This is a genomic window from Micromonospora sp. WMMD1102 (assembly GCF_029626265.1).
In the GTDB taxonomy this organism is placed as follows: Bacteria; Actinomycetota; Actinomycetes; order Mycobacteriales; family Micromonosporaceae; genus Plantactinospora.
This window is the reverse complement of record NZ_JARUBN010000001.1, coordinates 5,263,609-5,277,545: the sequence shown is the minus strand read 5'-3', so window position 1 is coordinate 5,277,545 and position 13,937 is coordinate 5,263,609. Positions and strand designations below refer to the sequence as shown.

General features: G+C 73.3%; 14 protein-coding genes. 4 read left to right on the top strand and 10 right to left on the bottom strand.

From position 1 onward, the window contains the following. Positions 1 to 21: 21 nt before the first annotated feature. From O7626_RS23610 to O7626_RS23600, 3 genes are read right to left on the bottom strand one after another with little or no spacing between them, the layout of a single operon-like run. Positions 22 to 690: a response regulator transcription factor gene (locus tag O7626_RS23610; RefSeq protein ID WP_130460771.1), complete on the bottom strand. Its 669-nt coding sequence runs from the start codon at positions 688 to 690 to the stop codon at positions 22 to 24. Positions 691 to 697: 7 nt separating this feature from the next. Next, on the bottom strand, positions 698 to 2,392 hold the full coding sequence (locus O7626_RS23605; RefSeq protein ID WP_278063287.1) for a GAF domain-containing sensor histidine kinase: 1,695 nt from the start codon (positions 2,390 to 2,392) through the stop codon (positions 698 to 700). Positions 2,393 to 2,406: 14 nt separating this feature from the next. Further along, complete coding sequence (locus O7626_RS23600) at positions 2,407 to 4,221, bottom strand: long-chain fatty acid--CoA ligase (protein ID WP_278063286.1); 1,815 nt, start codon at positions 4,219 to 4,221, stop codon at positions 2,407 to 2,409. Between the two features lie 180 nt (positions 4,222 to 4,401). Here O7626_RS23600 and O7626_RS23595 point away from each other — a divergent pair, with 180 nt between their 5' ends. From O7626_RS23595 to O7626_RS23580, 4 genes are all read left to right on the top strand, one after another. Beyond that, on the top strand, positions 4,402 to 4,857 hold the full coding sequence (locus tag O7626_RS23595; RefSeq protein ID WP_278063285.1) for an SRPBCC family protein: 456 nt from the start codon (positions 4,402 to 4,404) through the stop codon (positions 4,855 to 4,857). Positions 4,858 to 4,917: 60 nt separating this feature from the next. Beyond that, positions 4,918 to 5,904, top strand: coding sequence for a hypothetical protein (locus O7626_RS23590; RefSeq protein WP_278063284.1), 987 nt, complete (start codon positions 4,918 to 4,920; stop codon positions 5,902 to 5,904). Between the two features lie 107 nt (positions 5,905 to 6,011). Beyond that, a complete protein-coding gene (locus tag O7626_RS23585) occupies positions 6,012 to 6,959 on the top strand; it encodes an ROK family glucokinase (RefSeq protein ID WP_278063283.1) in 948 nt (315 codons plus the stop codon). 88 nt (positions 6,960 to 7,047) lie between these two features. Then, entirely contained in the window at positions 7,048 to 7,734 is a 687-nt protein-coding gene (locus O7626_RS23580; RefSeq protein ID WP_278066281.1) for an endonuclease/exonuclease/phosphatase family protein, read from the top strand. Between the two features lie 15 nt (positions 7,735 to 7,749). On the opposite strand, the gene O7626_RS23575 is transcribed toward O7626_RS23580, so the two are convergent. From O7626_RS23575 to O7626_RS23545, 7 genes are all read right to left on the bottom strand, one after another. Next, entirely contained in the window at positions 7,750 to 7,950 is a 201-nt protein-coding gene (locus tag O7626_RS23575) for a hypothetical protein (RefSeq protein ID WP_278063282.1), read from the bottom strand. Between the two features lie 429 nt (positions 7,951 to 8,379). Further along, entirely contained in the window at positions 8,380 to 9,042 is a 663-nt protein-coding gene (locus tag O7626_RS23570) for a hypothetical protein (RefSeq protein WP_278063281.1), read from the bottom strand. Then, positions 9,039 to 10,394, bottom strand: coding sequence for a hypothetical protein (locus O7626_RS23565; RefSeq protein ID WP_278063280.1), 1,356 nt, complete (start codon positions 10,392 to 10,394; stop codon positions 9,039 to 9,041). The genes O7626_RS23570 and O7626_RS23565 overlap by 4 nt, the downstream gene beginning before the upstream one ends. Further along, positions 10,391 to 11,188, bottom strand: coding sequence for an ATP-binding cassette domain-containing protein (locus tag O7626_RS23560; protein WP_278063279.1), 798 nt, complete (start codon positions 11,186 to 11,188; stop codon positions 10,391 to 10,393). The genes O7626_RS23565 and O7626_RS23560 overlap by 4 nt, the downstream gene beginning before the upstream one ends. A 111-nt stretch (positions 11,189 to 11,299) precedes the next feature. After that, a complete protein-coding gene (locus tag O7626_RS23555; protein WP_278063278.1) occupies positions 11,300 to 12,106 on the bottom strand; it encodes a zf-HC2 domain-containing protein in 807 nt (268 codons plus the stop codon). Then, positions 12,103 to 12,672, bottom strand: coding sequence for a sigma-70 family RNA polymerase sigma factor (locus O7626_RS23550; RefSeq protein WP_278063277.1), 570 nt, complete (start codon positions 12,670 to 12,672; stop codon positions 12,103 to 12,105). The genes O7626_RS23555 and O7626_RS23550 overlap by 4 nt, the downstream gene beginning before the upstream one ends. A gap of 204 nt (positions 12,673 to 12,876) precedes the next feature. Further along, positions 12,877 to 13,851: a glycoside hydrolase family 6 protein gene (locus O7626_RS23545; protein ID WP_278063276.1), complete on the bottom strand. Its 975-nt coding sequence runs from the start codon at positions 13,849 to 13,851 to the stop codon at positions 12,877 to 12,879. Positions 13,852 to 13,937 lie beyond the last annotated feature (86 nt).

Below are 13,937 nucleotides of genomic sequence, written 5' to 3'. Positions count from 1 at the left end.
GGGCGGCCACCCATGACGATCTCAGAACTTCGGGGCGTCCGGCGCTTCCAGCAGACCCAGCCGGAGGGCGGTCATCAGGGCCTGCGCCCGGTTGGCCGCGCCGAGCTTCTCGTAGAGCTTCGAGATGTGGGTCTTGGCCGTCGACTCGCTGACGAAGAGCTGCTTGGCGATGCCGGCGACACTCATCCCGTCGGCAAGCAGGCGGAGCACCTGCCCCTCCCGGGGCGAGAGCTGCGGGCCGGACGGGGCGAGCCGGCGCTTCATCGCCTCGGCCAGGTCGGCGGCGGTGAAGGCGCTCGGCGACGAGGCGGCGTGCCGGGCCGCGGCGACCACCTCGTCGGCGGGGGCGGTCTTCGGCACGAAGGCGCTGGCGCCGGCCTCCAGGGCACCGAAGAGCTGGTCGTCACCGGCGTACATGGTGAGCACCACGATCCCCATGGTGGCGCTGGACTTGCGCAGCGCCCGGGTCGCCTCCAAGCCGCTGCCGTCGGGCAGCCGGAGGTCCATGATCACTACATCGGGTTGCAGGGCGCCTGCCTGTCGCACCCCCTCGGCAGCGGTGGCGGCCTCGCCGACGACCTCGAACTGCCGGTCCCGCTCGAACGCGTGCCGCAGGCCCTTGCGGATCAGGTCATGATCGTCGACGAGCAGGACCTTGGTCCGAGTGGTCGGCGTGGGGCTGGTGGTCATGCTCGGGTTACTCCCCTTCTGATGCGGTGACGCTATCGCGCACGTTATCGCGCCGGGACGAGGTTCCGAGCACCACGGCCACCGTCGTGCCGCTGGGGTGTCGCGGACTGATCTCTAGCCGGCCCCGGATACGTTCCGCCCTCTCCGCCATGATCGCAAGACCATACCTGCCATCGGGCCGCTGGTCAGCGATGCCCTGACCATCATCCGACACTTCAATCTGGGCGAATGGGGGGTCCACGGCACAGGTGACCCAGAGATTCGACGCTCCGGCGTGCTTGCGGGCGTTCGTGATCGCCTCCTGCGCGATGCGCAGCAACTCCGCCTCGGTCGCCGCCGGCAGCCGGGCGGTGGACTCGTCGAGCGTGTAGTGCACCCGCAGACCGGCGGAGGCGCCGACGGTGCGGGCGTACTCGGCGATGGCGGCGGCGAGCCCGCCGTGCCGGTCCACCTCGCTGCGCAGCTCGAACAGGCTCAGCCGCAGCTCGGTGATCACCCGGGTCACCTCGCCGCGCAGCGTACGCAGCTCCTCGGCGGTGTCGGTGGCGTCCTCGGGGAGGGTGGCCAGGGCGTTGTCGATGCCGTAGCCGACCATCACGAGTTCCTGGGCCACCCCGTCGTGGATCTCCCGGGCGAGTCGCTGCCGCTCCTCGTTGGTGGCCAGCGACCGTACCTCGTCGAAGAGCAGCGCCGCCTCCAGCCGGAGCGCCGCCGGTCGGGTCAGCGCGGTCACCTGGGCCACCACCGGCGGCGGGTAGGCGCCCGTCACGTCGGCCTCCAGGGTCACCAGGCCGACCGTGCGCACCCCGGCGACCAGCGGCACGACGAGCGCCGACACGTCACCGCCCGAGTGCGAGCGGGCCTGTGACCGGTGCGCCGTCTGGGGTTGCTGGCTCGCCCAGGCGTCGGCGATCGCCGAGTCGGCGTCCAGCGTCGTCTCCCAGTCGACCCGGTCCACCCCGGCCTGGGCGAGCACCACCAGCCGCCCGCCGCCGCTGGCGGAGAGCACCGCCGCCCGGTCCGCCCGGGTGACCCCGCGCAACTCCTCGATCAGGTGCTCGGAGATGCTGCCCGGGTCGAGGGTGGCGCCGGGAAGCTGCCGGGCCACGCTGCGCAACTGGGTAAGCAGCCGGGTCGCCTCGGTGTACGGCTGCGGCCGGGGCTCGCCCCGGGCCTGCACCATCCGTTGCAGCGAACCCGCCGCGAAGAGCCCCAGCGCGGCCAGGATCACCCACTGGGCGGCCACGGTCAGATAGCCGACCTGGCTGATCTGCGGCCCGTCCTCGCCAGCGGCGAAGATGCCGCTGAGCAGCAGCGTGCCGGCGGCCACCGCGATCAGTCCGATGCCCTCCCGGTGCCGCCGCTGCAACGCCGCCACGGTGAGCGGCACGGCCAGGTAGGGCAGGATCGCCGAGGCACCGACCCCGGGCATCGGGGTACCGATGTTCGCCGCCGCGGCGACCTGGCCGGCGGCCAGCCCGACCAGGACGACCTCGGCGAACCGGCCCAGCGGGGCCAGCACCCGGTGCCGGGGGGCGACCACCGCCGGAATGCCGGCCACGGCGAGCAGGGCCACCCAGCGCAGTTGCCCCGGCTCCCGGGTGGCGATCAGCGTGAGCACCGCGACGAGCGCGAGCATGACGACCCGCGCCGCTGCCGCGAGGGGATGCGGACGGGGGAGGCCGGAGGTCGAGGCGGGCACCTGACGGATGGTAGTCAGTCGCCGTAGATATCGGCGATGTCCGCCGAGTATGTGTCCTGCACGACGCCGCGCTTGACCTTCATCGACGGGGTCAGCTCGCCGGTCGCCTCGGTGAAGTCCCGGGGCAGGATCCGGAACTCGCGGATCGACTCGGCCCGGGACACCGCCTGGTTGGCCTCGTCCACGGCGTTCTGGATCTCCCTGCGCAGGTTCGGGTCGTCCCGCAGCTTCCCGACCGGGGTGTCCGCCGGGCGGTCGTGCCGGCGCAGCCAGGCCGGCAGCGCCTCCTCGTCGATGGTGACCAGCGCGGCGACGAAGGGCCGCCGGTCGCCGACCACCATGCACTGGCTGACCAGCGGGTGCGCCCGGATCCGGTCCTCCAGTACGGCCGGAGCGACGTTCTTGCCGTTCGCCGTGACGATGATCTCCTTCTTCCGCCCGGTGATGCAGAGGTAGCCGTCGTTGTCGAGTTCGCCCAGGTCACCGCTGTGGAACCAGCCGTCCGGGGTGAGCACCTCGGCGGTCGCCTCCGGGTTGTTCCAGTACCCCTGGAACACCACGTCACCCTTGATCAGGATCTCGCCGTCGTCGGCGATCCGGACGGTCACCCCGGGCAGCGGCCGGCCGACCGTGCCGATCCGGATCGCGCCGGGCAGGTTCACCGCGACCGCCGGGGAGGTCTCGGTCAGGCCGTACCCCTCGTAGACCTGCACCCCGACGCCCCGGAAGAAGTGCCCGAGCCGGGCGCCGAGCGGAGCTCCGCCGGAGATCGCGTTGTGGCAGCGCCCGCCGAGCGCGGCCCGGAGCTTGCGGTAGACCAGCCGGTCGAAGACCCGGTGCCGCAGCCGCAGGCCCAGGCCCGGCCCGGACGGGGTGTCCAGGGCCTGGCTGTACGCGACAGCCACCTGCTCGGCCCGGCCGAAGATCTTGCCCTTGCCCTCCGCGGCCGCCTTCTGCACCGCGCCGGTGTAGACCTTCTCGAAGACCCGGGGGACCGAGAGCACGAAGCTGGGCCGGAACTCCTTCAACTCGTCGACCAGGTGCTTCACCTCGGCGCTGTGCGCCACGGTGACCCGGGCCCGGACCGTGCCGATCTGGATCAGCCGGGCGAACGAGTGGGCCAGCGGCAGGAAGAGCAGCGTCGAGGCGCCCTCGTTGAAGAGGTTCGGCAGCACCGGGATGGCGTTGCAGATGTCCGCGAGCAGGTTCCGGTGGGTCAGTACGCAGCCCTTGGGTCGCCCGGTGGTGCCGCTGGTGTAGATGATGGTGGCGATGTCGGCCGCCTTGACCGCCTTGCGGCGTACCTCGATCTTGGTTGGGTCGATCCGCTCGCCGAGTGCCACCAGCTCGTCGAGGCCGCCGAGTTCGAGCTGCCAGACCTGCTCCAGCTTCGGCAGCTGGTCTCGGAGCCCGGCCAGCGCCATCGCGTGCCCGTTGGTCTCCAGCACACAGCCGACCGCGCCGGAGTCGGAGAGGATCCAGGCGACCTGCTCCGGGCTGGAGGTCTCGTAGATCGGCACGGTCACCCCGCCGGCCGCCCAGACCGCGTAGTCGACGAGGGTCCACTCGTACCGGGTCCGGCTCATCAGGCCCACCCGGTCACCGGGGTTGATCCCGGCGGCGACGAAGCCGCGGGCCAGCGCGACCACCTCGGCGTGGAACTGCCGGCAGGTCACGTCGGCCCAGCCGTCCTGCCGGCCGGCGGCGTCCACCGCGCGCCGGACGAACTGCACGCTGTCCGGGGCCTCCTCGGCGTTGTCCCAGACCGGGTCGGTGAGGTTGGCCGCGTCCCCGACCGTGACCGCTGGGGGAACCGAGAACTCGCGCACCTGCACTCCCTCGTGCTCGTATCGACCTCGTGCTCGCGTCGACCGGGCCAGCTCGGCCGGTCGGACTACCCGCAACCTACCTTCGACCGGCGCCGACCGCCCGGCCAGGTGGGTCGAGTGGGAACGAACGGGTCGAGGCGGTCGGCCGGACCCACCCGATTGCGCGGTAGCCTGCCGAGCATGGCGGATTCCTCCACCCAGTCGATCGTGATCGCCGCGCCGCCGGCTCAGGTGACGGCGGTCATCTGCGATTTTCCGCGCTATCCGGAGTGGGCCGACGCGGTCAAGCGGGTCGAGGTGACCGAGGAGTACGAGGACGGCTATCCGGCCCGGGTGCGGTTCGTACTCGACGCCTCGGTGATGACCGACGAGTACACGCTGGCGTACGAGTACGCCGAGGACATCTCGCGGATCGAGTGGCACCTGGTGGAGCCCTCGCGGATGCAGAAGGTGCAGAACGGGTCGTACGACATCGAGGACAACGGGGACGGCACCTCGACGGTGACCTACACCCTGGAGGTCGAGTTGTCGGTAGGCATGCTGGGGATGTTCCGGCGCAAGGCCGAGAAGATGATCATGGACGCCGCGCTGACGCAGCTCAAGAGGCGGGTGGAGACTCTGAACAGGGCGGGTTGACGGCAGCGCGGACTGGCGCCGGCCCAGCTGTGCAGCAAACCGGGGGTGGAGGAGCCGATCATGGAAGACAGGAGTTCGTCCGGAGCGTCCGATCCGGGCTCCGCCCGCGAGGAGGCGGAGCGGCTGGTCGCCGCCGCGCTGGCGATGGCCCGGACCGCCGCCTCCGAGGCACGGGACCGGGCCGGGTCGTTCGGGTCGTTCGGGTCGTTCGGGCAGATGATCTCGGACGTACTGGACCAGGCCGGCGCGCCGTCGCGGCCGGACCGACCTGAGCGAACCACCCCGGAGCCGGCCACCCCACAGGCAGGCTCGCCGGAGCCGACCACGCCAGAGGCGGCGAAGCCCGAACCGGTCACCCCGGGGCCGGAACCCCGCAATTCCACCCCGCCACCGCCACCGTCACCTGACGACCTGCCTCCGGCATCGGCGCGGGGCGGCCAACCGGGGGCCGGTACGGCTTCGTCCGGGGCCGGCTTCGCCACCGGTGATGCCGAATGCTGCGTCTGCCCGGTCTGTCGGTCGATCGCGGCGCTGCGGGACCCGAGCCCGGAACTGGCCGAACGACTCGCCACCGGTGCCGGGGACTTCGCCGCCGGGGTGGCGAGCCTGCTGCGTGCCCTCTCCTCGATCACCGGACCGGCCGGGACGGCGCAGGCGCCGGCCGGTGGGCCCGAGCCGGCCGGTGGGCCCGAGCCGGCCGGTGGGCCCGAGCCGGCCGGTGGGCCCGAGCCGGCCGGAGCGTCGCCGGGTGGCACACCGGGCCGGTGGCGGGACACCGTGTGGCGCGAGGCGACAGGTACCAGGCATGATTCGTGGCCGGCGGACACGCCCGGCGACGTCTGGGCGGCCGCCACCCGTGCCGAGGCCGGAACCCGGGAGACCGGGACGACCACCGGTCCGGACCGGGCGAACCCGGCCGGAGCGGAGCCGACCAGGCCGGCCGCGCCGCCGGCCACCGGTCGACCACCGGTGCCCGCGTCGCGGTCCCCGGAGGAACCGGCCGCCACCGGCTCCGGTGAGCATGCCGTGCCCGGCGAGGACGGCTGACCACCGGAGGCGGTCCGCCGGTGGACGCCGGGCGGAACGGCACGGTACGGCGGCAGGTGGCGGGACGGTGACCGCGTGGGTGCGGTGTGGCAGAGGGGAGCGGCTCGGTGACGCTGACCATCGGAGTCGACGTCGGGGGTACCAAGGTGGCCGCCGGGGTGGTCGACGTCGACGGTGTGGTGCGGGCGCAGACACGCCGGGACACTCCCGCCGAGGACGTGGCCGGGACCCGTGACGTGATCGTCGAGGTCGTCAAGGAGTTGACCGCCGAGTACGAGGTGACCGCCGTCGGCATCGGCGCCGCCGGTTGGATCGACGCCGCCCGCTCCACGGTGCTGTTCGCCCCGAACATCGCCTGGCGGGACGAGCCGCTGCGGGACTTCGTCGGCAACGCCGTCGGGCTGCCGGTGATCGTGGAGAACGACGCCAACGTGGCGGCCTGGGCGGAGTTCCGCCACGGGGCGGCCCGGGACGCCGACGACTCGATGGTGCTGTTCACCATCGGCACCGGGGTCGGCGGGGGCATCGTGCTCGGCGGGGAGCTGCTGCGCGGCGCGCACGGCATCGCCGCCGAACTCGGGCACATGCTCTCGGTGCCGGACGGCCACGTCTGCGGCTGCGGCCGGCTCGGCTGCATCGAGCAGTACGCCAGCGGCAACGCCCTGGTCCGGTTCGCCCGGGCCGGCGCGCGGCAGGAACCCGCGCGGGCCACCGTCCTGCTCGACCTGGCCGGCGGTGACGTCGAGGCGATCACCGGACCGATGGTGACCGCCGCCGCCCGCTCGGGCGACCCGGTCTCCGGCACGGCCTTCGCGCAGATCGGGAACTGGCTCGGCGTCGGGCTGGCCGACATGGCGCAGATCCTCGACCCGCAGGTGCTGGTGGTCGGTGGCGGTGTGGTGGAGGCCGGTGAGCTGTTGATGGGTCCGACACGTCGGTCCTACCTGGACGCTCTCGCCGCGCGTGCCACAATTCCGGTGGCCGAGATCCGCCCCGCCGAGCTGGGCAACTCGGCCGGCATGGTCGGTGCCGCCGACCTGGCCCGACGCCGCTAGCCGGGCACCGCGCGGGGGCGGAGCGGAACCGACGAGCAAGGGGTACGGCGTGGCTCAGCAACAGTCCTCCGGCGGGAAGACGTCACCGGTGCGCCTTCGGGTGCTCTCCTACAACGTGCACGGTCAACGGGACGACACCGACGCGCTGGCCGGGGCGGTCCGGGCGTTGGAGCCGGACGTGGTGATCGTGCAGGAGGCACCGCGCCGGTTCCGCTGGCGGCACAGGTGCGCCGCCCTGGCCGACCGGTTCGGGTTGGTGGTGGCGGCCGGCGGCCTGCCGGCGCTCGGCAACCTGCTGCTGACCAGCCTGCGGGTCCGGGTCTACCGCACCTGGTGCCAGCGGTTCCCGCTGACGCCGGGCCGGCACCTGCGGGGTGCGGTCTTCGCCGAGTGCGGGATCGGGGCGGCCCGGTTCGTGCTGGCCGGCTCGCACCTCTCCACCGACCCGGCCGAGCGCCCCCACCAGGCGACCCTGCTCAAACAGGAGTTGACCGCCCTGCGGCTGCCGGTGGTGGTCGGGGCCGACCTCAACGAGAACTCGGGCGGCGGAGCCTGGCGTACGGTGGCCGACGGGCTGACCGACGCGGCGGTGGCGGGTGGTGGCGCGGACCGGTGCACCTTCCCGTGCCGAGAGCCGCGCGACCGGATCGACGCGCTCTTCGTCGCACCCGGGATCGAGGTGCTCGACTACGACGTGGTGGACACCGCGCAGACCCGGCGGGCCAGCGACCACCTTCCGATCCGCGTCGATCTGCTGCTGCCGGCCGCCGGCTGAACTCCCGCCCCCGGGTCAGCGGTCGGCGCCGCCCCGGCCGGGTACGTTCCGGGCGCGGATGGCGGCCTCCAGCCGTAGGCCGGTACCGACGAGCACCAGGAGCACGGCGAGGACGAAGGGCCGGTCGGTGCTGGTGCCGAGGGTGAGTACGGCGACGAGCAGTCCGACCGCGATGGCGGCGGACCCGACGTTGCGCAACGTGATGATGGGCAGCACGGCGCCGAGTGTGCCAGGGCGGGTCCTCGGCCACCATCCGGCGGGACCGCGACAGCAGCGGGACCACCCAGACCTGGAGCAGGCCGGGGTGCGGTGGCCAACCGTCGAGCCGATCGGCGATCATCAGGTCGACGGTGCCGAGGCGCAGCTGGGCATGGATGAGCTTGCCGTCGGGCATCGGGGTACGGGCCTCGGCGGTTTCTCCGACGCCGAAGACCTCGGAGACGAAGGTGACGAGACCGGCCGCGTCGTCAACGATCACGAACGGGTTGAGCACGGCCCCGTCGGTCGGTACCGACTGCGGCGGAAGCAGGACTTCGCTGTTCATGCTGAGAGACTCGCAGTACCTCCGGTCAGTTCCCGACCGTTGATCGGACCTGACGACCCGGGGTCGGTTCGGCTGTCGCCGGCCCGACCCCGGGCCCCTGCCTACTGGGCCATCGCCGTCTCGGCGGCGGAGGTCGGTGGGCCGACCCGCGCGGCGTACCCGAGGAGACCGGCGAGGAGCAGCGCCCCGGCGGTGACGGCGGCGGTGCGGTTCTCCGGCGGCTGGACCATCCACAGCAGCGCCTGCCGCCAGACGGGGCCGTCCGGCAGCGGCACGAAGCACTGCGCCGCGACCCAGCTGAACGGCGCCTGCCACGACCACGAGGTGCCGGCGAGCGCCGTACCGAGGCCGAGCAGGCCGACCAGCCCGGCGGTGTTGCGCGCGACCAGCCCGGCCGGACCGAAGTCGGTGCCGCCGAGTCGGGCGGCGACCAGTATCCCGGCGACGACCGCCGCACCCGTGAGCAGGTGCAGTGCGCGGCGTGGCGGCCAGCGCAGTGCGGCGGTCTGTTCCAGGGCGGCGTCGTCCCCGGCGAGGGTGGGGATGATCGGGGCGGCCGCCAGCGCGACCGTGAGCGCGGCGAGGCTCTGGTGCACCCGGGACTGGTCGGTGACGCCCGCCCAGGTGGCCGAGACCACCGCGACCGCGCCGACCGACACGGCCACCGCCAGCGGTACCCGCCGGGACCGCAGGTACAGCGGGAGCCAGCCTTGGCGGAGCGGGAGCCAGCCTCGGCCGCCGGCAGCGGGCGGCGAGGCGGTCACGAGGCGCCCTCGCTGCCGGTGAGCAGCCTCAGCAGGTCGGGTTCGCACCGGTTCGCGGCGTCCCGCAGGGCGGTCACCCGGCGGAGCTGTTCGGTTTCGGGCAGGGCGCGCAGCTGCCGCACGGTGTTCCGGATCTCCTGCCGGAGGTCGTCCGGGTACTCCCAGCCGTCCTCCACGATCCGCAGGTCGTCGGTGCCGAGCAGCCACGCCCCGGCCGCGGCCTTGGCGACCTCGTCGTCCTGGGCACACCCGTTCCAGCGGGTGCCGGCGCCGAAGACGATGCTCGCCGTCAGGTCCGGGTCCGTCCGGCTGGTGCCGGCGAGCTCCAGGACGAACAGCACCGTACCGGGCTCGGTCGTCGGCTTGCCCGTCCAGAACTGGTTGCTGCTGAACGTACCCGCGGTGCCCGGTCGGAACTCCGCCGCCCGGGTGGGTGCGCCCGGCAGCTTCGCGAGCGCGGTGAGCGCGCGGCGGACGTCCGGGACGATCCCGGGCAGGGCGTAGGCGTGTACCGCTGTCACGCAGACCTCCGGGGCGCCGTCGGCGCACACCACCCGCTGCGCCGACGGCTCCACCCGGTACCGGTTCGTCTGCCCGGAGGGCGTGACGAGGAGCAGGCCGGCCACGCCGGCGGCGAGCGCCGCGGTGCCCACTCCCCGGTACCACCACGACCTGGTGGCGACCAGCAGGAAGCCGCCCAGCGCGAGGCCGGCGCCGAGCGCCAGGCGGCCGAGCAGGGCCCGCCAGGTCGCGTCCTCCCACGGAAACTCCGCAGGCTGCACCACGAGGTTCAGGTTCCGCCACGGACTCGGGTTCGCGGTCGGCAACGCCACCACGTCGACGCCGAGCTGCCCGGCCAGGGCCGCCGCCGCGAGCATCGGCGGCAGCAGGGGCGACGCCCAGGCCCGGCCGGCGGCGACCCCGGCCCAGGCGGCGCCGACGAGCAGTGCCGTGTCGATCAGCACGGTCGGGATGCCGGCCGGGCCGAGGTAGCTGCCGGTCACCGCGACGAGCGTGCCGGCGAGCGCGAGGAAGAGCAGGTGCGCGGCGGCGACCCCGACAGCGGTGGCGGCCATCGTCGGGGTCACCCGCTGCCAGCGCGGGCGCCCGGTACTGGCGACCAGCTCGGCGGCGCCGGTGCGCCGGTCGCGGCGTCCGATCAGCGCGCCGCCGGCCAGCGCCAGCGGTACGGCCAGGAACAGTGTGGTGGTCTCGACGTAGGTGAACACCAGCCACTGCGCCCACCAGGCGCGGTGCATCGCGGCGGCGCTGAGGGCGAAGACGCCGAAGAGCAGGATCGCCAGGCTCTTCGCGGTGGAGCGGAGCAGTTCCACGCGGACGACCCGGATCACGACGCGCTCCGGCGCTGCCGCAGCAGGTGCGAGTAGCCGCGTTCGGCGGGGCTGTCCCCGACGCCGCCGGCCGCACCGAACCGGGCCAGGTCGGCCGGTACGCCCTGGAAGACCAGGGTGCCGTGGTCCAGCAGCAGGACGTCGGAGCAGGCGGCCACCACGTCCTCGACCAGGTGGGTGGAGACCACCACGCAGCTCGTCGCGCCCAGTTCGCGGACCAGTTCGCGGAATTCGACCCGCTGCTCGGGGTCGAGACCGACGGTCGGCTCGTCGAGCAGCAGCAGCGCCGGTTCGTTCACGATCGCCTGCGCGATGCCGGCGCGGCGCAGCATGCCGCCCGACAGGGACTTGAGCCTGGAGTCGGCGCGGTCGGCCAGGTGTACCCGTTCGATGGCCCGCTGCGCCGCACCGGGTACCGCGGCCGAGGGCATGTCGCGCAGCCAGGCCATGTACTCGACGTAGTCGCGCACGGTGAAGCGGGGATAGAAGCCGAACTGCTGGGGCAGGTATCCCAGTCGGCCGCGCACGTCGCGCAGTCCCCGGCCGGGGGTGGCGTCCTGGCCGAGCAGCCGCAGCGCGCCGCCGGTCGGCTTGACCACCGTGGCGAGGGCGCGCATCAGGGTCGTCTTGCCGGCGCCGTTCGGCCCGAGCAGCCCGTGCACGCCGGTGCCGAGGGCGAGGTCGAGCCCGTTGACGGCGAGGTGCCTGCCGGCCTTCACCCGCAGTTGCCTGGTCTCCACCTCGAAGGCGTGGGTGCTGGCGCGGACGTCGTGTGGGTCGATGGCGCGTACCATCTCGTCTCCTCGTTCTCCGGGGGGCAGGGGTCGTCGGCCGGCGCCGTCTGATCCGGTCCCGCGTGCGGTCTTCCGGATGTGTCGGGCGTCGCCGACAGTGGTGGTGCGGGGTCAGCGCCAGCTGGTGAGGCGCCGGAAGTCGTCGGAGCGCAGTGCGGCGAGCGCGGTGACGACGGCGGCGGCCACCGCCCAGCCGGGCAGGCTCTCGGCCTGGACGAGGGCCGGTGCGCGTGCGGTTACCAGCGCCGGTGCGACGACCGCCGCGACCCAGCCGAGGCCCAGGACCACGGCGGCGGGTGTGACGCCGATCCGGCCGCCGAGCAGCAGCGTCGCCGCGGTGAACGTCAGGCAGGGCAGCAGCCAGAGCGCGGGGGAGGTGCCGAGCAGCCAGCCCGCGACCGCGAGCGGCGGCAGCGCCAGGGAGAGGATCGCGGCGGTACGGCGGAGCAGCAGCTCCAGGCCCGCCCGCGCGGTGCCGGCGACCACCTCCCAGGCCGGGTCGGTGTGCCGCGACCAGGCGACCGCGAGGCCGGTGAGCGGAGCCACCGGGGCGAGCAGCAGCACCGTCGACGGCCGGTGCGGGTACGCGGAGTCGAGCAGGAACGCGACGAGGACCGCGATGCTTGTCGTCGCGGCCCAGGCCGGTAGCGACCAGTCCGTCCAGCGCCACGTCCACCGCCGCCACCGGGAGCGCCGGGCCGGTCCGGGCCCGGTCCGCGCCCGATGCATGATCGTTTCCCGTGCGCCGTCGAGCAGTTCCCGTACCGGCGGAGCCGCGAACCCGGCGAGCCGCGCCCGGCACTCGGCGCAGCTCTCCAGGTGCACCTCCACCACCCAGGTCGCGGTGTCCTCCGCGCCGGGGCCGGGTCGGCCGTGCGCGTACGCCTCCAGTGCGGCGGCCGGAACGTGAGCGGTCACGACAGCGCCTCCCGTAGTACGTTGCGGGCGCGCCGCGCCCGGCTCTTCACCGTGCCCTCGGGCAGTCCCAGCAGGGCCGACGTCTCCCGTACCGTCAGTCCGTCGATGACCATGGCGCTCAGCACCGCGCGGAGTTCCGGCGCGAGCCGGTCCACCGCCGCACCCAGCTCGTTTCCGATCGTCCGGTCCAGTGCCACGTCCTCGGCCGCCGGTGAGTTCGGCACCGGCAGCGATTCGGCGGGCAGTACGTCCGGCTGCCGGGCGCGGCGTCGCAGTGCGTCCACCAGCCGCCGCGCCGCGATCGTCCAGATCCATCCGGCGGCGCTGCCGCCCGGGGCATCCGCGCCGCCGGAGGGCCGCAGCGCGGCGAACGACCCGGCCGCCCGCCAGACCGTCAGGTACGTGTCCTGGAGCACCTCCGCGACGATCCCGTCGTCGGCACAGCGTCGCCGCAGCCGAATGGCGAGCCAGGGCGAGGTACGCCGGTACAACTCATCGAAGGCGTCCAGATCGGCCCGCGCGACGCGTCGCAGCAGGTGCTCCTCGTCCGGCTCGCTCGCTCTCACGTCCTGTCAATCGATCGTGCCGGGAGAGACGGATCTCCCGGCAGGGTGATCTGGGTCACTTCCGCCGGGGCGTGGCTCTGGACCCTGTCCGACCGTACTTCCCCCACCTGCGAAGTGCCCCTCCCGCCTGTTCGCGGGAGGGGCACTTCCACTCGCCGGTACGCCCGGTGAACCGGCTCGACCGCTGCGTCGCGTCATCCAGGTTCAGTAGCCGTAGACCATCTTGTAGGCCACCTCGGGCAGGAACTGCCCGGCGCTGGATCCGGATCCGACCCCGCAGTTGCCGTCGGACTCGCCCGGCGTCTTGAGCCACAGCAGCATCTCGGCGCCGCCGCCCATCTGGGTCGATGTGCCGATCCTGCGGCCGCCCGGGTTGCACCACTGCCCGTTGGCACCGTTGCCGTTGCGGCTGGTGTCGATCACGAAGGGCTTGGAGTACCCGTAGCTGTTACGCAGCGTGTTGGCGACGTTGTTGCCGTAGTTGGTGTTCTCGCCGGTGGTGAAGTAGTTCGAGACGTTCAGCGCGAACCCGTGCGCGTTGCCGACACCGGCGGAGTTGAGGCGTTGCGCCATGGTCCGGGCGTCGACCCAGCCGGGGTTGCCGGCGTCGAGGTAGGCCCAGGTGTTCGGCGCCCTGGTCCGGAACTGGTTGGCGGCGCGGCTGAGCATGCCGACGCGGTCGTTGATCTGCCCCTGGTTCATGCAGTTGAAGTCGCCCAGCGAGTCCGGTTCGAGGACGACCACGGCGGGCCGGTTGCCGATGGCGCCGGCGAAGGCCGAGATCCACGCGTCGTAGGCGGCGACGCTTCCGGCGCCACCGCCGGAGTGCCCGCCGCAGGCGTCCCTGCCGGGGAGGTTGTAGGCCACCAGCAGGGGGAGCTTGTCGACGGCGTCCGCGGCACCGACGTAGTTGCCGACCGCGGATCCGATGTCGCCACTCCAGTTGCCGAACCAGGAGGCCATCGGCTTCTGGGCGATCGAGGTCCTGATCGCGTTGGCGCGTCCGTCACCGGGGTTGGCGGCGACCCACGACGCGGGGCTGGAGTTGGGGTTGACGTAGAAGCCGCTGGTCTGGCTGATCGGATCGGCGTGGGCGGCCGACGAGCCGAACAGGATCGTCGGGACCGCCACTGCCAGCGCGGCCGCAACCGCGAGCAGCGGACGGGCGGGTCGTCTCATCGCGAGTCTCCTAGAGCGTTGGGAGGTGTGTCGACATGAACCGGTGGTGGGGGCCGCCACCTGTCTGGTCACCGCGTCGCGGGTCG